Origin of the sequence: Acidovorax sp. (assembly GCF_046291265.1) — a bacterium.
GTDB lineage: Bacteria > Pseudomonadota > Gammaproteobacteria > Burkholderiales > Burkholderiaceae_C > Acidovorax.
Genome location: NZ_JBKBTV010000022.1, coordinates 13,832 through 31,252, shown reverse-complemented (window position 1 = coordinate 31,252; position 17,421 = coordinate 13,832). Strand labels below are relative to the sequence as shown.

14 protein-coding genes are annotated in these 17,421 nt (G+C 64.9%); 7 read left to right on the top strand and 7 right to left on the bottom strand.

The genetic code is table 11. The features are described 5' to 3' along the window. Positions 1 to 123: 123 nt before the first annotated feature. Complete coding sequence (locus tag ACK41V_RS10705; RefSeq protein WP_409781803.1) at positions 124 to 786, bottom strand: NAD(P)H-dependent oxidoreductase; 663 nt, start codon at positions 784 to 786, stop codon at positions 124 to 126. Between the two features lie 303 nt (positions 787 to 1,089). Here ACK41V_RS10705 and ACK41V_RS10700 point away from each other — a divergent pair, with 303 nt between their 5' ends. Beyond that, positions 1,090 to 3,333 carry an ATP-binding protein gene (locus tag ACK41V_RS10700; RefSeq protein ID WP_409781800.1) on the top strand — a complete coding sequence of 748 codons (2,244 nt, stop codon included), beginning with the start codon at positions 1,090 to 1,092 and terminating at the stop codon, positions 3,331 to 3,333. Beyond that, positions 3,317 to 3,988 (top strand): RluA family pseudouridine synthase, encoded by a 672-nt coding sequence (locus tag ACK41V_RS10695; RefSeq protein ID WP_409781798.1) that lies wholly within the window; start codon positions 3,317 to 3,319, stop codon positions 3,986 to 3,988. The genes ACK41V_RS10700 and ACK41V_RS10695 overlap by 17 nt, the downstream gene beginning before the upstream one ends. A gap of 58 nt (positions 3,989 to 4,046) precedes the next feature. Here ACK41V_RS10695 and ACK41V_RS10690 read toward each other — a convergent pair whose 3' ends face one another. Next, a complete protein-coding gene (locus ACK41V_RS10690; protein WP_409781795.1) occupies positions 4,047 to 4,976 on the bottom strand; it encodes a DMT family transporter in 930 nt (309 codons plus the stop codon). 75 nt (positions 4,977 to 5,051) lie between these two features. On the opposite strand from ACK41V_RS10690, the gene ACK41V_RS10685 reads away from it, so the two are divergent. The 4 genes from ACK41V_RS10685 (at position 5,052) to ACK41V_RS10670 (ending at position 8,809) form a co-directional block, all read left to right on the top strand. Continuing rightward, positions 5,052 to 5,567 (top strand): MarR family winged helix-turn-helix transcriptional regulator, encoded by a 516-nt coding sequence (locus tag ACK41V_RS10685; RefSeq protein WP_409781792.1) that lies wholly within the window; start codon positions 5,052 to 5,054, stop codon positions 5,565 to 5,567. A gap of 39 nt (positions 5,568 to 5,606) precedes the next feature. Continuing rightward, a complete protein-coding gene (locus ACK41V_RS10680; RefSeq protein ID WP_409781789.1) occupies positions 5,607 to 6,368 on the top strand; it encodes an SDR family NAD(P)-dependent oxidoreductase in 762 nt (253 codons plus the stop codon). Between the two features lie 93 nt (positions 6,369 to 6,461). Beyond that, complete coding sequence (gene bktB / locus ACK41V_RS10675; RefSeq protein WP_409781786.1) at positions 6,462 to 7,646, top strand: beta-ketothiolase BktB; 1,185 nt, start codon at positions 6,462 to 6,464, stop codon at positions 7,644 to 7,646. A gap of 176 nt (positions 7,647 to 7,822) precedes the next feature. Continuing rightward, the gene (locus ACK41V_RS10670; protein WP_409781784.1) at positions 7,823 to 8,809 is read left to right on the top strand and encodes a tripartite tricarboxylate transporter substrate binding protein; all 987 of its coding nucleotides are present in this window, start codon (positions 7,823 to 7,825) and stop codon (positions 8,807 to 8,809) included. A 359-nt stretch (positions 8,810 to 9,168) separates the two neighbouring features. Here the strand turns inward: ACK41V_RS10670 and ACK41V_RS10665 are convergent, their stop codons facing one another. The 4 genes from ACK41V_RS10665 to ACK41V_RS10650 form a co-directional block, all read right to left on the bottom strand. Further along, on the bottom strand, positions 9,169 to 9,606 hold the full coding sequence (locus tag ACK41V_RS10665; protein WP_409781781.1) for a universal stress protein: 438 nt from the start codon (positions 9,604 to 9,606) through the stop codon (positions 9,169 to 9,171). A gap of 200 nt (positions 9,607 to 9,806) precedes the next feature. Beyond that, positions 9,807 to 10,601: a 2OG-Fe dioxygenase family protein gene (locus ACK41V_RS10660; protein WP_409781778.1), complete on the bottom strand. Its 795-nt coding sequence runs from the start codon at positions 10,599 to 10,601 to the stop codon at positions 9,807 to 9,809. Between the two features lie 118 nt (positions 10,602 to 10,719). Then, positions 10,720 to 11,238, bottom strand: coding sequence for a hypothetical protein (locus tag ACK41V_RS10655; RefSeq protein ID WP_409781776.1), 519 nt, complete (start codon positions 11,236 to 11,238; stop codon positions 10,720 to 10,722). 259 nt (positions 11,239 to 11,497) lie between these two features. Next, positions 11,498 to 14,416, bottom strand: coding sequence for an EAL domain-containing protein (locus ACK41V_RS10650; RefSeq protein ID WP_409781773.1), 2,919 nt, complete (start codon positions 14,414 to 14,416; stop codon positions 11,498 to 11,500). A gap of 478 nt (positions 14,417 to 14,894) precedes the next feature. On the opposite strand from ACK41V_RS10650, the gene ACK41V_RS10645 reads away from it, so the two are divergent. Then, positions 14,895 to 15,269, top strand: coding sequence for a PilZ domain-containing protein (locus tag ACK41V_RS10645; RefSeq protein WP_409781770.1), 375 nt, complete (start codon positions 14,895 to 14,897; stop codon positions 15,267 to 15,269). An 88-nt stretch (positions 15,270 to 15,357) separates the two neighbouring features. Here the strand turns inward: ACK41V_RS10645 and ACK41V_RS10640 are convergent, their stop codons facing one another. Continuing rightward, the gene (locus ACK41V_RS10640) at positions 15,358 to 17,043 is read right to left on the bottom strand and encodes a long-chain fatty acid--CoA ligase (RefSeq protein WP_409781768.1); all 1,686 of its coding nucleotides are present in this window, start codon (positions 17,041 to 17,043) and stop codon (positions 15,358 to 15,360) included. Positions 17,044 to 17,421: the final 378 nt, after the last annotated feature.

Sequence of the window (17,421 nt, the reverse complement as noted above, 5' to 3'; positions counted from 1 at the left end):
GCGCGGGGTCCGGTAGCCACCCCCCCCGCCAACACCCCCCGCGCGATCAACCCACCCCGCCGGGCGCCCCGTTCACGGGGCCGCCGGGCTGTGGCAGTCAAACGCTCAGAGGCTGATGGCCTCTTAGACTTCAGTAACAAACTGCTCGCGCGAGCGGCGCACCTTCTTCAGATTCACCAGCCAGTCGCCTTCGTCGGCGCGGTAGCCCAGCGGCATGATGGCCACGCTGCGCAGGCCGCGGGCCTTCAGGTTCAAAATTTCGTCCAGCGCTGCGGGGTCAAAACCTTCCATGGGCGTGGAGTCGACTTCTTCAAATGCAGCGGCGATCAGCGCGGCGCTCATGCCGATGTAGGCCTGGCGGGCGGCATGCTGAAAGTTCACTTCAGCATCGCGCTGGGGGTACATGCCCAGCAGCATCTGGCGGTAGTTTTCCCAACCTTCATTCTTGAAGCCACGTTGTTCGTTGGTCAGGTCAAACATCATGTTGATGCGGTCGGCCGTGTAGTTGTCCCATGCGGCAAACACCAGCAAGTGCGAACCGTCGGTGATCTGTGCCTGGTTCCACGCGATGGGCTGGATCTTGGCGCGCACGGCGGGGTCGGTCACCACGAAGATCTCAAACGGCTGCAGGCCGCTGGACGTGGGCGCCAGGCGGGCGGCTTCCAGAATGCGCTCGACCTTGTCTTGCGGAACGGGCTTGGCGGGGTTCAGCTTTTTGGCGGCGTAGCGCCATTGCAGTTGGTTCAGCAGCGGCTGCGCGGCAGAGGTGGGGGTGGCAGTGGTCATAAAAATCCTGTGATGGGTCAAAACGGGAGCGCACGACAGTGCGGCTGGTATGAACTTTAGGTCGCCCACCCCGCTTCGGTAAGGCCCCGCAAGGAAAAGGATTGTTCGCAATCCGCCAACAATCAGCCCTTGATACGGCCGAAACTGCCTCAAACGCCCCGGGCGCACCAAAGCGCACCCCTGCCCACGGAAAGCCCGCACCGAACGGCCTGCGCGGCCTGCGGGCGTACACTCGTCGCCGTGTGCCCAGGCAACCCTCACAGCGTGCCCACCCTGGTGCCGACGCCATTGACCCGACCTTCCATGAGCGAACCCGACCTGTCTTTTCTGGAACCGGCTGGCCGGCAGCCCGCCCAGTCGGCGCATGCGCGCGCTCCCACCGCTGTCACCACATCTGCGGCATCTTCTGCCCGCGCGCCCGGCACATCCGCTGACGGCCTGGTGGCTGAATTGCGCGCCTACCAGGCCGAGCTGGAAAGCCAGAACAAGGTCCTGCGTTACAGCCAGACCGTGGCCGAAAGCGCCTCTGAACGGTTCGAAACCCTGTTCGCCAGCGTGCCGCTGGCCCTGATGGTGGTGGACGAACATGACATGGTGGTGCAGGCTAATTCGATGGCGCACCGCTCGTTTCAGCCCAGCGAAGGCGACCGCCCGCTCACGGCCCTAATGCCATTTGTGCGCCCCCAAGATGCCAAGCGCGTGCGCGAAGCGTTTGCATTGGCACAAGACCTGGGCCGCAGCGAAGTGAAAGAGGTGGTGTTTGCGATCAGCGCCGACACCCACATCACGGGCGACCTGCACATTGCGCACATCGAGGCGCCCCAGACCAGTGGCCCGCCCCTGCCCCAGTTTTTGTGCGCGGTGATTGACCAGGGCCCGCTGCTGGCCGAGCGCCAGGCGCTGCAGCAAAGCGCCGTCACCCTGCAGCAACGCAATGAACAGATCCGCGCCAGCGAAAAGCGGCTGGAGGCCATCATCAACTCCGCGCTGGACGCCATCCTCTGCGTCGACCAGCATCAGCGCATCACCGTGTTCAACCCCACGGCAGCGGCGCTGTTCCAGTGCAGCGCCAGCGATGCCATGGGCAGCCCGCTCGACCGCTTTTTGCCCGACGCCGCTCAGGCCCTGGCGTTTGCGCAGCTCACCACTCAGGCGCTGCTGGGCGAGATGACCGCGCTGACTGCCAGCGGCAAGGAGCTGGCCGTAGAAGTGAGCGTGTCGTTCGAGCGCCATGCCGAAGGCGAGACCACCACCGTGTTTGCCCGCGACCTGACCGGTCGAAAAAAAGCCGAGGCGCACCGCAGCGAGCTGGAAGCCCAATTGCGCGAGTCGCACAAGATGCAGGCCGTGGGCACCATGGCAGGCGGCATTGCACACGACTTCAACAACATCCTGGGTGCCATCCTGGGCAATGTCGAGCTGGCCAAGGCCGACTGCGCCGCACAAGCACCCGGCGCGTCCGTGCTGGTGAGTCTGCTGGAGATCGACAAGGCTGGTCGGCGCGCCCGCGACCTGGTGCGCCAGATCCTCACCTTCAGCCGCAACGAGCCACCCCAGCGCTCGGCCGTGTCGCTGGCCGAGGTGGCACACGACACCGAGCGTCTGCTGCGCGTGACCCTGCCCCCCGCCATCGAGCTGCACATGCAGCTGCAAGTCGGCCTGCCCCCCGTGCTGGCCGATGCCACGCAGGTCGAACAAGCCCTGCTCAACCTGTGCACCAACGCTGTCCACGCCATTGGCAATGAGCGCGGCAGCATCCATGTCGAGGCCGCCACCGTGCAGCCCGACCACCGGCTGAGCGAACGGCTGGGACTGGCCCCCATCGACTACGTGGCCCTGACCGTGCGCGACAGCGGCCCGGGCATGGACGCCGCCACGCTGGAGCGCATCTTCGAGCCGTTCTTTACGACCAAGCCGGTGGGCCAAGGCACCGGCCTCGGTCTGGCCGTGGTGCATGGCGTGATGCGCACACACGAGGGGGGCGTGGACGTGCAAAGCACTCCCGGCCACGGCAGCAAGTTCACGCTGTACTTTCCGGTGGCACCCGGAGGTGCCGACACCCCGGCGGCCAGCACCACCCCATCCACCCTGCCTGCACAACCAGCAGCGCCGAGCAGTGCGGTCGCGCCACCGGCTGCAGCCGGGCCGTGCGATCCACCGCCCCGCAAGCCCCACGTGATGTACGTGGACGACGACCAGGCGCTGGTGTTTTTGGTACAGCGCCTGCTGCGCAGGCGGGGGTATGAGGTGAGCGGCTACACCGACCCCCACGAAGCCCGTGCTGCGCTGAACGCCGACCCACAATGCTACGACCTGCTGGTGACCGACTACAACATGCCTGGCTTCTGCGGCGTGGACCTGGTGCGAGAGGCCCGCCTGATCCGCCCGGACCTGCCCGTGGCCCTGGCCTCGGGCTATGTCACGGCAGAGATCGAGCAGGCCGCCCTGGCCGAAGGCGCGCAGGCGCTGATCCACAAACCCAACGACGTGGAAGAACTCTGCGCCACCGTGCAGCGGCTGATCGCAGGCAATGACCCTGCTGTCTGAGCCCTTGGTGGGCAGCGTGCAATCGGTGTATGAAGACGCCGACCTGCTGGTGCTGCAAAAACCCTCCGGCCTGCTGTGTGTGCCTGGGCGCGGGCCCGACAAACAAGATTGCCTGAGCGCCCGCGCGCAGCAGCGCTGGCCGGGCGCGCTGATCGTGCACCGGCTGGACCAGGCCACGTCCGGGCTGGTGCTGATGGCACGACACGTTGACGCGCAACGGCGCCTGAGCCTCGCATTTGCCGAACGCGAGGTGCACAAGCGCTACCAGGCCGTGGTGCAGGGGCTGATGGGCGCAACGGGTGAAGACAACGCCTGGAACGAGATCGACCTGCCCATCGCCGCAGACTGGGAACACCGGCCGCTGCGCATCATCGACCCCGCCGCAGGCAAACCCAGCCTCACCCGCTGGCGTGCGCTGAGCCATGACACGAGGGCGAACACCACACGCGTCGAACTGGAACCTGTCACCGGTCGCACCCACCAGCTGCGCGTGCACCTGGCCGCAGTGGGCCACGCCATTCTGGGCGATGCGCTGTATGCCGATGCCTCCACACAGGCCCAGGCACCGCGCCTGCTGCTGCACGCCTGCCACCTGGCGTTCACCCACCCGGTGACGGGCGAAGAGATCACCCTCGATTCCGCGCCAGACTTTTAGTCAAATTGGCCTCTAGCGCTTATTCCAAAAGCGCCAGTAGCTATTACCTTGATAGCAATCAGCTCTGCGGTGTATCACCACCCGGCAAGTCGACCGGGGCCACAGGCCGAGACATGGCCCACTGCACAGCCAGGATGCTGCCCAGCACCACCAGCATGCCCACCAGCGCCACGCCATTCATGGCCTGCCCCAGCAAGACCCAGCCCAGCAGCACTGCCGTGACGGGGCTGAGTAGCGCCAGCGACGACACCGCCACCGACGGCAACCGGGCAATGCCCCGAAACCACAAGGCATAGGCCAGCAACGCGCCCACCACGCTCAAATACACATAACCGCCGATGTGTGTGGCGGTAAGCGCGGGCAGCGGCGGGTCTACCGCCCAGGCCACGGGCGCCAGCATCACGCCCCCCGCCAACAATTGCCAGCCGGTAAACGCCAACACCGGCAAGTCAGACTGCCAGCGCCGCGACCAAAACGTACCGGCCGCCATACACACCGTGCCCACCAGCGCAGCGGCCACACCCACCATGTCCCAGCGCGCCCCCGGCGACAGCAGCAGCGCCGCCATGCCCGCCACCCCCACGGCGCCCGCCACCAGCGCCATGCCCGGCGGGCGCCGGTGGTCCAGCGCCCAGACCAGCCCCATCACCACCAGCGGCCCGATGGCCCCGACCACCGCCGCCACACCGCCCGGCAAGCGGTAGGCCGCCACAAACAGCAGCGCCTGAAACACGCCAATGTTGAGCGCCGACAGCACCATCAGCCGCCACCAGCCCTGCCAGTCGCCCCACGCGGGCCAGCGGCGGCACCACAGCACCAGCAGCAGCCCGGCCGGCAACGTGCGCAGCAAGGCGGCGGTAAACGGCCGGTCCGGCGGCAGCAACTCGGTAGTGACGATGTAGGTAGAGCCCCAGATGACCGGACCCAGGGCCGTGGTGAGCACATCCAGCCAGGGAGAAGTACGGATAGAAGTTTGGTAGGAAGTCATTTTTATCTTCACATCAAGACAAATAACTCTACCATACAATCTTGAAATCAAGACAAATAGAGCACACCAGACCCCATGGCCACCCAACGCAAACCCGACGCCGTAGACACCATCCTGGCCCAGTGGCACCGCGAACGCCCCGACCTGGACGTGAGCCCCATGGGCACCATCGGCCGCATCAAGCGCTGTGCCGCCCTGCTGCAACGGCGGTTGGACGAAACCTTTGCCGCGTTTGGCCTGAGCGGCTGGGAGTTTGATGTGCTGGCCACGTTGCGCCGCAGCGGCGCACCGTATTGCCTGGCGCCCACCACTTTGTTCTCCACGCTGATGGTCACGTCGGGCACCATGACGCATCGCATGGGCAAGCTCGAAGCGCAGGGCTGGATCAGCCGGGTGCCTAACCCTGACGACGCGCGCAGCTCGCTGGTTCAACTCACACCCGAAGGCTTGGCGCTGATCGACCGAGCGGTAGACGCCCACGTGGCCAACGAGCACCACATCCTGGCGCCGTTAAAGGCCGCGGACCTAGCTGCGCTGGAAACCCGCCTGGCCCAGCTGCTTTCGGCGCTGGAGTCACCCACAGGCCAGTAGTGGTGCCCGGCCATGCGTACTGCGCAGTAACATGGCGGGATGCCTCAAAACCACCTCTACATCCTCACCGGCGCATCGCGCGGCATGGGCTTGGCCATGGCCCAGCAACTTTTGCGCAGCGGCAACACGCTGATCTGCATTGCCCGCAGTACCAACGCCGACCTGACGACCGAAGCCAAGGCCGCTGGCGTCACCATTGAACAATGGCAGCAAGACCTGTCGCAAGGCGAGCAGGCCGCGCACAAGCTGCAGGCCTGGCTGGCGGCCCAGGGCCCGCAGGCGTTTGCCAGCGCCACCTTGATCAACAACGCGGGCATGATCCCGCGCATTGCGCCGCTGTCTGCCAGCGATGCCGACGACCTGGCCACTGCCCTGCGCGTGGGCCTGGAGGCGCCCATGCAGCTGACCGCGGCCTTTCTGGGCGCCACCGACAGCTGGACGGTGCCGCGCAAGGTGCTCAATATCTCCTCGGGCCTGGGCCGCCGCGCCATGGCGTCGCAAGCGGCGTACTGCGCGGCCAAGGCGGGCATGGACCATTTCACGCGCTGCGTGGCGCTGGATGAGGCCCTGAAGCCCCACGGCGCCAAGGTGTGCTCGTTGGCCCCGGGAGTGATCGACACCGACATGCAGGTGCAACTGCGCGGTGCTGCGCCCGAGGCGTTTCCGGACCAGCAAAATTTTGCCAACCTCAAGACGGGTGGACAGCTCACATCGCCGACCGACGCCGCTACCCGCGTGCTCGGCTGGCTGGAACGCGCGGACTTCGGCACCAACCCGGTAGCCGACGTGAGAGACGCGTAAGGCTGGAAAACTCCTGTTTTTATAGCTGCCAGCGCTTATTGGATAAGCGCTAGCGGCCAATTTGACCTGAAATTCATCTGAAAGGACCTCCCCATGACCCGTGAAGTCGTCGTCGTCAGCGCAGTGCGCACCGCCATTGGCACCTTTGGCGGCAGCCTCAAGGATGTGCCGCCCACCGAACTGGGCGCGCTCGTCGTGCGTGAATCGCTTGCGCGTGCCAATGTGGACGGCAAGGACGTAGGCCATGTGGTGTTCGGCCATGTGGTCAACACCGAGCCCAAGGACATGTACCTGTCGCGCGTGGCGGCCATCAACGGTGGCTGTGGCGAGGGCACGCCCGCGTACAACGTCAACCGCCTGTGCGGCTCGGGCCTGCAGGCCATCGTCAACGCCAGCCAGTCCATCCTGCTGGGCGACACCGACGTGGCGATTGGCGCCGGTGCCGAGAACATGAGCCGTGTGCCCTTTGCCAGCCTGAACATGCGCTGGGGCGCCCGCATGGGGGACACCAAGATGGTGGACATGATGATCGGCGCACTGCACGACCCCTTCCACAACATCCACATGGGCGTGACGGCCGAGAACATCGCCGCCAAGTGGGGCATCAGCCGCGAAGACCAGGACAAGCTGGCGGTAGAAAGCCACAACCGCGCCGAACGCGCCACGCAAGCCGGTGTGTTCAAGGACCAGATCGTGCCCGTCACGCTGAAGAGCAAAAAGGGCGATGTGTTGTACGCCACGGATGAGCACTTTCGCCCCGGCGCCACGATGGAAGATCTGGCCAAGCTCAAACCCGTGTTCCTCAAGGAAAACGGCACCGTGACTGCAGGCAACGCCTCGGGCATCAACGACGCCGCGGCTGCCGTGGTGCTGATGGAAGCGGGCGAAGCCAAAGCCCGTGGCGCCAAGCCGCTGGCGCGGCTGGTGGCGTATGCCCACGCCGGTGTGGACCCCAAATACATGGGCATTGGCCCGGTGCCTGCCACGCAGCTGGCGCTGAAGAAGGCGGGCCTCACCGTCAACGACCTCGATGTGATCGAGGCCAACGAGGCCTTTGCGGCCCAGGCCTGCGCGGTGACCAAGGACCTGGGCCTGGACCCAGCCAAGGTCAACCCCAATGGCTCGGGTATTTCGCTGGGCCACCCGATTGGTGCCACCGGCGCACTCATCACCGTGAAGGCGCTGCATGAGCTGCAGCGCGTGCAAGGGCGCTATGCGCTGGTGACGATGTGTATTGGCGGCGGCCAAGGTATTGCCGCCATTTTTGAACGCATGTAAGCAGAAAGAATGGCCCAAGCCGCCATCGCCAGTGGCGATGCTGCCACCCCGTATGGGCAAGGCAAGCGCTGGGGAGGATCGGCGATCATCCCCGCGTGCTGGCGCCAAGACCAGCCAAGCCGAGCGCGCACAGCGCGTTCGCACCATTCAATGAAACCGACGGAGACAAACCAACCATGACAATTCGCACCCTGCTTTCCCTGACCGCGCTCGCTTTTGCCGTCGGCACCACGGCCCACGCCCAGGCGCCTGCACCGGCTGCGGCCTACCCCACCAAGCCCATCCGCCTGATCGTGCCCTTCCCGCCCGGCGGCGGCACCGACATCCTGTCGCGCCTGGTGGCCACCAAGCTCACCGAAAGCGCCAAGTGGACCGTGGTGGCCGATAACAAGGCGGGCGCGGGCGGCACCATCGGCATTGGCGAAGCCGTCAAGGCCGCGCCCACCGGCTACGATCTGGTGATGGGCCAGAAAGACAACCTGGTGATTGGCCCCTGGCTGTACAAAAACCTGCCCTGGGACCCCACCAAGGACCTGACCGCCGTGGCCCACGTGGCCTGGACACCCGTGGTCATCGCCACCAGCGTGAACTCCAAGTACAAAACCCTGGCTGACGTGGTGGCTGCTGCCAAGGCCGCGCCCGGCACCATCACCTATGGATCGCCCGGCAACGGCACGTCCATCCACCTGGCGGGCGACCTGTTCGAGAAGGCGGCAGGCGTCAAGCTGAGCCACATTCCGTACAAGGGTTCGAACCCTGCGCTGATGGATGCGCTGGCAGGCAACGTGGACCTGCTGGTGTCGTCGCTGCCTTCGGCCATGGGCCAGATCAAGTCGGGCAAGCTGCGCCCGCTGGCCGTGACGTCGGCCAAGCGCAGCTCGTCGCTGCCAGATGTGCCCACCGTGGGCGAGTCGGGCTACAAGGACTTTGACGTGAGCACCTGGTATGGCGTGTTTGCCCCCGCGGGTACGCCCGCGGCCGTGGTGACCACCATCAACGCCGAAGTCAACAAGCTGCTGGCCACGCCCGACATGAAGGCCGCCATCCAGGCCCAGGGCGCCGAGCCACAGGCCCTGTCTCCCGCCCAGTTCGGCGCACTGCTGAACAAGGAATACGTGCAGTGGAAGGGCATTGTGGAAGCCTCGGGCGCGAAGATTGAGTAGAGATCGATAGCCCCCCTGAGTCGCCTGCGGCGCCTTCCCCCGGAGGGGGACGCACCCGGTGGCCTGGCGGAGCCAGTTCCACGGGTGCACTGGTGTGGGGTGTGCCAGTTTCCATGGCCGCGGCGATGCGCAGCATCATTGCGAACTGCAATGAAGAACGGCTCCTTTCGGAGCCGTTCTTCATGGGGGATGGCGCTCAGAGGCTGAGAGTTTTTTAGCCGTGCCCGAAAGGCGCGCGAAAACGCCTCGGATCTAGGCGCAAAGCACAGCCATAGCTCGGGCTATGGCGAGCATTTGCTTTCGATGAGCCAGGGCGTTTTGGCGTGCAAGGCGGGCATGGATAAAAGACTCTCAGCCTCTCAGTCCCTTACCACCAGCACCGGGATGTGCACCACGCCCAGCACCCGCTGCGTGACGCTGCCCAGCACCAACCGCTCCAGGCCCCGGCGGCCGTGCGAGCCCATCACGATCAGGTCAGCGCCCGTGCTCTCCAGCGCCCGCAAGATGCCGTCGTGCACCGCATGGCCCTCGCCCACCAGCGCAGTGACTTCAACCCCAACTTCTGCCATGGCCTTTTTGGTAGCGTCCAGTGTCGTGCTGGCCTCGGAGGTGGCGGCGCTGATGTACTGCGCCTGGCCGTACGCAAAATCGGCACCGACGCCGGTAAACGGATACGGATCGATCACATAAACCGCTGTCACGGCGCTGCCAAAGGTCTTGGCCAGCGCTGCGGCCTTGGACACCGCCAGCATCGAGGTCTTGGAGCCGTCGACGGGAACCAGAATGTGTTTGAACATGGTGCATCTCCTTGGGTTGAGTGACGAACCGGGCTTGTGGCGCGGTCTCTGGACCAGAGTGTGAACGCCCACCATACCCGCCATCTTGATCCGCATCAAATCCGGCCCACTCACCCAACACCCAACGCGGACTTGCCTTGACAGGCACTCGCCCCCGCCGCGGCTCGAGTCCGGTCAACAGCTCAACGACATCAGCGCGTTCAGGGCCCCTTGGGTTCTAGGCCCACCACATCCGCCCCCTGAAAATTGCCACGCCGACACGTCACCACCAGCGTGTCGCGGTAGCCGCCTTCGGTCAGCGGCTGGATGGGGGTGGACTCGTGGATCATGCGGGCGTCGTCCAGCAGCAGCAGCGACCAGGGCTGGGTCAGCGTAAAGCGCTGGCCGCTGGGGCCGTTGGCTTCAAACACGCGGGTCTCGCCGCCCTTCACCCCCTCGCGCCCCACCAGAAACACCGCCACCAGGTCCACCCCGTCGCGGTGCGCGCCCTCGGGGGTGGGTCGGCCAATGCCGTCGGTGGTGTCAATGCGGAACTGGTGCGCCTCGACAAACCACGACGGCGGTGTGTCGGCAGCCGCCATGTTGCCCAACGTCAAAGCGTCGTGTGAGACACCTGCCAGCGCTGCCAGCAGCTGTTGCCACACCGGTTTGGCCGTGGTGGTGGGCTCCATGGGGGCAAACCAGCGCTCCATGCCACCGTGCAGGGCGTTGTATTCCACTGGCTGCCAGTGCGCGCGGTGGGGCACCGGCTGCACGTGGCTGCCTTGCACCACAAAACAGGCGTGGCGACGGCGGCGGTAACGGCCCCCGTCCTTCAAAAATTCGTCCGGCGGCAAGGTCGCCCAGTCGCCATTCAGGGCCATCAGCTCCGCCAGATCACACCCCATCCACTGCGCCACGCCATCGGGCGACAACACGGCATAACCGGCCTGGCGCAACTGGTGTGCCACAGCGTTGGGGGCGGTAAACGGGGGAGAAAAAGTGACTTGGGCCATAGGGGCCCGAGCTTAACCGCAGGCGCCACCGCAGCGTCTGCGGTGGCGCAATACAACTTGCCTTCGATTCACCTCAACGCAAGGGCTGAGGACTATTGCTTACTGCTTATTGCAGGGGTCAGTTGCGGTGGCCTGGGCCACGGCCGTCACCGCGGCCATCACCCCGTCCGTCGTGGCGGCTGTCGTTGCGGCCGCGGTCGTGGTCCCGGTTGTGTTTGCCACCATGGCGGTGGTCGTTGTCCCAGCGGCGGTCATCGCGGCTGTGGGGGCCACGGTGTGGAGGACCGCGGCGTGGTGGTGGCTCTTGCACAAAGTACACAGGCTGGGCACATGCGTTGTAGCGGGAGCAATGTTTGCCCCAATTCTTGGCATGGCCTGGGGGCACGTACAGATAGATGGGGGAGCGCGGCACGACGACGGCGGGGCGCTGGATGACGACAGGCTCTGCGTAGATGACCGGTGGGGGTGGCATCGCGTTGCCGATGTTGATGCGACCATAGACGCCCGGTGCCAGTTCGCCCCCCACGGTGGCATTGACGTAACCCTGCGCCTGGGCACCGCTGGTTGCCAGCAATGCCAACGCCGTGACAGCGCCCGACAACAAAAGGCGGATGGTGGAAGTGGTGGTGTTTTTCATAAAAAAGCTCCTGGAGAAATGCCACGGCGACTGCACAGAGACATGCACCGCCCATGGTCAGGGCTTCGGTTGTAACAAGCCCAGCGCCAGCGTATGCCTGCCGCCGCGCGAAAGATGTAAGCAAATGGCGATGGAACCGGGTGTACTGAACCGGGTCAACCCTATAAAAATACAAGCCAAATTGGCCTCTAGCGCTTATCCAATAAGCGCTAGCAGCTATCAAAAACAGAGTTGACTCTTGGCGGCGGTAGTTTGGGGGTCAAGTCGCCGCAGCAGCCGCCGCCTCGGCTGCCAACCGCAGTGCACTTGCGGGCCCTGGGCGCCCAAACAGGTAGCCCTGCCAGGTGTGGCAACCCAGACTGGCCAGCATGTCGCGCTGGGCCTCGGTTTCTACGCCCTCGGCGATCACGCCCAGGTCCAGGCTCTGCGCCAGCGTCACGATGGTGCGGGCGATGGTGGCGTCGTTGGCGTCGGTCAGCAAATCGCGCACAAACCCCTGGTCGATCTTGAGCTGGTCCAGCGGCAAACGCTTGAGGTAGCTCAAGGATGAGTAGCCCGTGCCAAAGTCATCCAGCGAGAAGCCCAGGCCCAGCGCGCGCAGGGTGGTCATGCGCTCGATGGTTTCTTCCACATCGTCCAGCAGCAGGGTTTCGGTCAGTTCCAGCTTCAGCAAGCGGGGGTTGGCGCCGGTCTCATCCAGCACGCCCAGCACCTCGTCCACAAAATGACTGTGGCGGAACTGCCGGGCGCTGACGTTCACGGCCAGCGTCCAGTGCGCGGTCAGCGGGTCTTGCGACCAGTCCATCAGTTGCTGGCAGGCGGTGCGCAGGATCCAGGCTCCCAACGGCACGATGAGGCCCGACGCCTCGGCCACCGGTATGAATTCGCCCGGCGACACCAGGCCGCGCAGGGGATGCTGCCAGCGCACCAGGGCCTCGGCGCCCACAATGCCACGGTGCTGGTTGATCTGCGCCTGATAGTGCAGCAGAAACTGCCCGTCGCGCAGGGCTTCACGCAGGCCGGACTCCATGGCGGTGCGCGCAGTGACCGCGGCTTGGGTGCGCGGGTCAAAAAAGCGCAGCGTGTTGCGCCCCGCCCCCTTGGCCTGGTACATGGCCAGATCACCCCGCTTGAGGAGTTCGTCCACCGACCCCAGCGCATCGGCATACAAGGCCACTCCGATGCTGCACGAGCTGTGGTGCGAGTGGCCGTCCAGCAGGTAGCTTTGGCTCAAGGCCTGCAGCACGGTGCGGCCCACGCTTTCGGCCTGCGCGGCCGCCTCGTGGGGAGCGGGGCTGAGGCCTTCCAGCAGCAGCACAAATTCATCGCCCCCCAGGCGAGCGACCGTGTCGCCCGTGCGCACACAGCCTCCCAGCCGGGCCGCCACCTGCCGCAACAACTGGTCGCCAATCTCATGGCCCTGGGTGTCGTTCAGGTCTTTGAAATTGTCCATGTCCACAAACAGCAGCGCGCCCCCGGCCCCCGATCGCACCGAGGTCGCCAGGCTGTGCTGCAGGCGGTCCGTCATCAGGCGGCGGTTGGGCAGGCCGGTCAGCGGGTCGTAAAACGCCAGCACGCGAATTTCTTCTTCGGCGGCCTTGCGGCTGGAGATGTCGGTTTGGGTGCCCACGTAATGGGTGATGTCGCCGTCCGCAGACCGCACCGTGGTGATGGTGATCCAGGCGGGATACTCCTGGCCGTCTTTGCGGCGGTTCCACACCTCGCCCTGCCAGGCGCCCTGGGTGCGCAGCGTGCTTTGCAAGGCGGAATAAAACTGCGCGTCGTGTCGGTCAGAGTGCAGGTGTTTGGGCGTCAGACCCACCAGCTCGTCCACGCTGTAGCCGGTCAAGCGCGCGAAGGCCTGGTTGGCCTTCAGGATGCGCTGGTCGGGCCCGGTCACGATCATGCCCTCGAACGACTCGAACACGGTGGCCGCAATCTGCAGCGACTCTTCGGACCGGCGCCGCTCGGTGATGTCGGTAGAGATGCCGCACAGCGCGTGAATGCGTCCGTCCGCGTGCCGCAAGGGGATCTTGACGGAGAGATACGTGCGCGTTTCGCCTTTGCCCTGCTGGGTGTTCGTCTCTTCGGCTTCGAGCGTCTCGCCGCCCTCGATCACGCGCTTGTCATTGGCACGCAGCCGCGCCGTGGTTGCCGCATCAAAAAACGCCGAGTCCTCCAGCCCCACCACATCCTGACCCGAGCAGCCAAACAGCTGGACGGTTTGCTGGTTGGCGTACTGGTAGCGGTAGTCCTTGCCCTTGATGTAGATGAACGCGCCCACGCTGTCCAAAATGGTGGCCAGCTTCTGCTCGCTGGCTTGAATGTGGCGCGTGCGCTCTTGCACCTGGCGGCGCAGCACCAGCACCATCAGGCCTGCCAGCAGACTGAAGACGGCCAGCGCCCCAAGGCCCCACCACAGCACCACGGGCATCTTGACGGCGGGCTCTTGCGCCCCCCAGTGGCGCAGAACGCGGGTGTACGACGGGTCTGCCCCGCTGCGCCAGTCCTGCACCGACCGGTCAATGGCCGCCAGCACGTCTGCGTTGCGCCCCGTGCCCGTGACAAAGAACAGCACCGAAGGTTGAAACACGATGCCCGAATCTGCCACGCCATACCGCGCCGAATGAAAGTTGCCAAACAGGTGGTTGGCAATCACCGCGTCGGCCTCACCCCGCTGCACCAGTGCAAACGCATCCATCAGGCTGGCCGCATCCACCATGCTGGTCTGAATGCCAAAGCTGTCCAGCATGTTGATGAAGGTAGCGCGCTGCACCGAGCCCCGCAGCACCGCGACCCGCTTGCCCTGCAGGTCAAACAGCGAATGGATGGCGCTGCTGGGCGCACGGTAGATCTGCGACCAGCTGTGCAGCACGGGCAAGGTGTGAAAGTCGTACAGCCCTTCGCGCTCTGGCGTGCGCGCCACGTCGGGCATCAGATCCAGCTCGCCTGCGCGCAGGGCATCGAGGCACGCTTGCCAGGTACAGGGCACGTATTTGAGAGTCCACTGCTCACGCTCTGCCACCAGTTGCAACAGGTCCACGAAGATGCCCGAAGCCTGCCCGCTGGCGTTGACAAAGATCTTGGGCTCATTGGAGTAAACCCCTACCCGCAGCTCCCGGGGCGCAGCCAGCGCGTTGGCGCAAGCGCAGACATACAACAGCAGGGGCAGCCACATAACCCTGTGCAGCCAGCTCACGCGCCAACGAACCAACCGGTACACGCCAGGATTCACATCAGGACCCCACAGGTGACGGAAGCCCATGTTAACGACAGGTTGCAAAAATATCCAAAGGGAATCTTCCCCTATCGGGTTGTCCCGCAGCCGCCCGATGACAAATAAGCGGTCAACTGCCGTTTCTAGGTTGAACCTAGAAACGGCAGTTGGATGCGCCCGCCAGTGCCGCTATCGGCGCGCCAGGCAAGGCGAGACAACGCGGCGGGCTCCTGCCCGCAAGGAGGAACAACGCCGCATGGCGCGTCGAGGGGGGTGCTGACGGGTGCATAGCGTGCTCACGTCGCAGGTGAACGCTGTCGAAGTGGAGCAATTAATGCCCATGCGGCCTTCCGAAGAGAATTAAGCGGTCAACTGCCGTTTCTAGGTTTAAGCCTTGGAGTAGCATCGGCCCACCACCCGCTTCGCCCAGGAGACAGCGATGCCCCATGAACGCCGCCACTTTGTCCGTGTGAGTTTTGACGCACCGGCCCTGCTGACCACCGCCACCGACGCGTTCAGTGTGCATGTGCTGGATCTGTCGCTGAAAGGCGCGCTCATCACCGTCCCTGCCCAAACAGTCCTTCAGGCGGGCATGTTGTGCCAGATCACCATCCCCCTCGCCGAAACCGGCAACCACATCGCCATGTCCACCGAAGTGGCCCATGTCGAAGGCCTGCACACCGGCCTGCTGTGCCGCGGCATCGACCTGGACAGCGTGACGCACCTGCGCCGGTTGATCGAGCTGCAACTGGGCGACCCCGCGTTGCTGGAGCGGGATCTGGGCGAGCTGACCATGGCCACGTCGTCGCACTGACAGCCTGACAGCACCACAAAAAAAGGGCTGCCAATGGCAGCCCTTTTTTCTTTGGCGATGGGCCAAAGAATTGACTGGCGACTTCGGGCTACTTAGCTTCCTGCTCCTGCAATGCGCGCCACATCACCTTGCCGCTGCCGCTCTTGGGCAAGGCCGCCACAAACTGCACGATGCGCGGAGCCTTGTACACGGCCATGTTCTCGCGGCACCAGTCGATGATTTGCTGCTCGGTGGTGTCCTGGTGCGTGGCACGCAGCACCACAACGGCTTTGACAGACTCGCCCCGGTAACTGTCCTTGGTGGCGATGATGCAGGCCTCTTGAATGGCGGGGTGGCGGAACATCAGGGCCTCGACCTCGGCGGGCCAGACCTTGAAACCGCTGGCATTGATCATGCGTTTGAGCCGGTCCGTCAAGAAGAAGTAGCCATCCTCGTCCATGCGCCCCAAATCACCGGAGCGGAAAAACCGCTTGCCCTCGAAGTCGATAAACGCCGCCGCCGTGGCGTCGGGCCGCTTCCAGTAGCCATCAAACACCTCGGGGCCATGGATGATGATTTCGCCCTGCTCGCCCATCGGCATTTCCTGCAGCGTGTCGGGGTCGACCACGCGGGCATCGGTGCTCATGAACGGAATGCCCAGGCACTGCTGCTTGGGGTGATCGGGCGGGTTGGAGTGTGAAGGTGCCGCCGTCTCGGTCAGGCCATACCCTTCGGAATAACGCAGGCCATATTGCTCCAGCAGGCGCTGGGCGACGGCCTGCGGCATGGCCGCCCCACCACCGCCGATGTAGACCAGGCTGGACAGGTCATAGCTTGCAAAGTTCGGGCTGCCCAGCAAGTCGATGACCATGGTGGGAATATTCGTCCACGTAGTGACCTGGTAGCGCGAAATCAGGCGGCCCGCCAGGTCGCGGTCCCACCGGGGCATGATCACCAGCGTGGCGCCGCTGTAGATGGCCGTGTGCATCACGCTCACCATGCCGGTGATGTGGAACATGGGTACCACCGCCAGCGTCACGTTGTCAGCCGACCCGTTGCCCCACAGGCAGCCCGACACCGCGTTGTGCATGATGCTTTTGTGCAGATGCATGCAGCCCTTGGGCAGGCCGGTGGTGCCACTGGTATAGGGCAACAAGGCCAGGTCGTCCGGCCCCACCACCAGCGCGGGCGGCATGTCAGAGCACGCCACCGCATCCGTCCAGGCGTAGGTGCGCCCGCCCTCCAGCGCGGGCAAGGGGTGGCGGATGCCCAGCCATTCCATCCAGTTCTCGGGCGGCGCATCGGCGCCGGTCACGTTGGGGTCAAACGCATCGGTGAATTGCGTCACAACCAGATGGGCCAGGCGCTCAGCCAGCGGCAGCGCGTTGCTGGCCTTAGCCATCTCCGGAGCCAGGTCGGCCGTAGTGAAAGCAACCTTGGTGTCGGGGTCGGTGATGTAGTGCTTGAGTTCCTCAGCCCGGTTCATCGGGTTGACGGGCACCACCACCGCATTGGCCCGCAGGATGGCGAAATGCGCCATCACCAATTGCGGGCAGTTCTGCATGCACAACACCACGCGGTCCCCGCGCTTGACACCCAGCTGCACCAGCCGTGCGGCCAACTGCTCTGCACCTTCTGCCAACGCCTGGTAAGTCACCGAGCGGCCAAAGAACACCAGGGCTGCTTTGTCTGGGTACCGCCGGGCGTTGGTTGCCAGGTTGTCCCACAGCGAAGTGGCGGGCAAGGTGATGGAGTGAGGCAGCCGACGGGGCCAGAACTTGTGATGAGGGCGCATGAGTGATTCCTTTGCCCGCCAGCCTAGAGCCCCAAAGGCGCGCCTGCATTGGGGATGCCACTGATGTGGGGTCGCGCAGGTGACGCAAGTGCGTCCATCGCCTTCATCGGTCTACGGCCTTGCCTATTCAGCCGAAGCGCGCGCATTCAGAAATTCAAACTACGCGCCGTATGATCCTACAACCACCCGAAGGGCAATTCGACCAAGACCTACGTGAAGCCCCCGAGTAGCCCGTGTGTTGCTTGCCTGCGGGCGCGGCCCTCGCCAGCCGTCAGAGCGGGCCGGACGCTGTGTTAGCAGCAGATGTTGCCTTTTTTGCCTGGTACTTCTTCCAGAGGTATCCAGCTAGGGCCATCAAAATCATCTTGCGCATAAGTC

What these genes read in the sequence shown, in the direction of transcription:
- ACK41V_RS10655 (WP_409781776.1), bottom strand. Translation starts at nt 11,238, where the DNA reads ATGAAAAACACCACCACTTCCACCATCCGCCTTTTGTTGTCGGGCGCT.
- ACK41V_RS10660 (WP_409781778.1), bottom strand. Translation starts at nt 10,601, where the DNA reads ATGGCCCAAGTCACTTTTTCTCCCCCGTTTACCGCCCCCAACGCTGTG.
- ACK41V_RS10670 (WP_409781784.1), top strand. Translation starts at nt 7,823, where the DNA reads ATGACAATTCGCACCCTGCTTTCCCTGACCGCGCTCGCTTTTGCCGTC.
- bktB (WP_409781786.1), top strand. Translation starts at nt 6,462, where the DNA reads ATGACCCGTGAAGTCGTCGTCGTCAGCGCAGTGCGCACCGCCATTGGC.
- ACK41V_RS10705 (WP_409781803.1), bottom strand. Translation starts at nt 786, where the DNA reads ATGACCACTGCCACCCCCACCTCTGCCGCGCAGCCGCTGCTGAACCAA.
- ACK41V_RS10695 (WP_409781798.1), top strand. Translation starts at nt 3,317, where the DNA reads ATGACCCTGCTGTCTGAGCCCTTGGTGGGCAGCGTGCAATCGGTGTAT.
- ACK41V_RS10640 (WP_409781768.1), bottom strand. Translation starts at nt 17,043, where the DNA reads ATGCGCCCTCATCACAAGTTCTGGCCCCGTCGGCTGCCTCACTCCATC.
- ACK41V_RS10685 (WP_409781792.1), top strand. Translation starts at nt 5,052, where the DNA reads ATGGCCACCCAACGCAAACCCGACGCCGTAGACACCATCCTGGCCCAG.
- ACK41V_RS10650 (WP_409781773.1), bottom strand. Translation starts at nt 14,416, where the DNA reads ATGTGGCTGCCCCTGCTGTTGTATGTCTGCGCTTGCGCCAACGCGCTG.
- ACK41V_RS10665 (WP_409781781.1), bottom strand. Translation starts at nt 9,606, where the DNA reads ATGTTCAAACACATTCTGGTTCCCGTCGACGGCTCCAAGACCTCGATG.
- ACK41V_RS10680 (WP_409781789.1), top strand. Translation starts at nt 5,607, where the DNA reads ATGCCTCAAAACCACCTCTACATCCTCACCGGCGCATCGCGCGGCATG.
- ACK41V_RS10690 (WP_409781795.1), bottom strand. Translation starts at nt 4,976, where the DNA reads ATGACTTCCTACCAAACTTCTATCCGTACTTCTCCCTGGCTGGATGTG.
- ACK41V_RS10700 (WP_409781800.1), top strand. Translation starts at nt 1,090, where the DNA reads ATGAGCGAACCCGACCTGTCTTTTCTGGAACCGGCTGGCCGGCAGCCC.
- ACK41V_RS10645 (WP_409781770.1), top strand. Translation starts at nt 14,895, where the DNA reads ATGCCCCATGAACGCCGCCACTTTGTCCGTGTGAGTTTTGACGCACCG.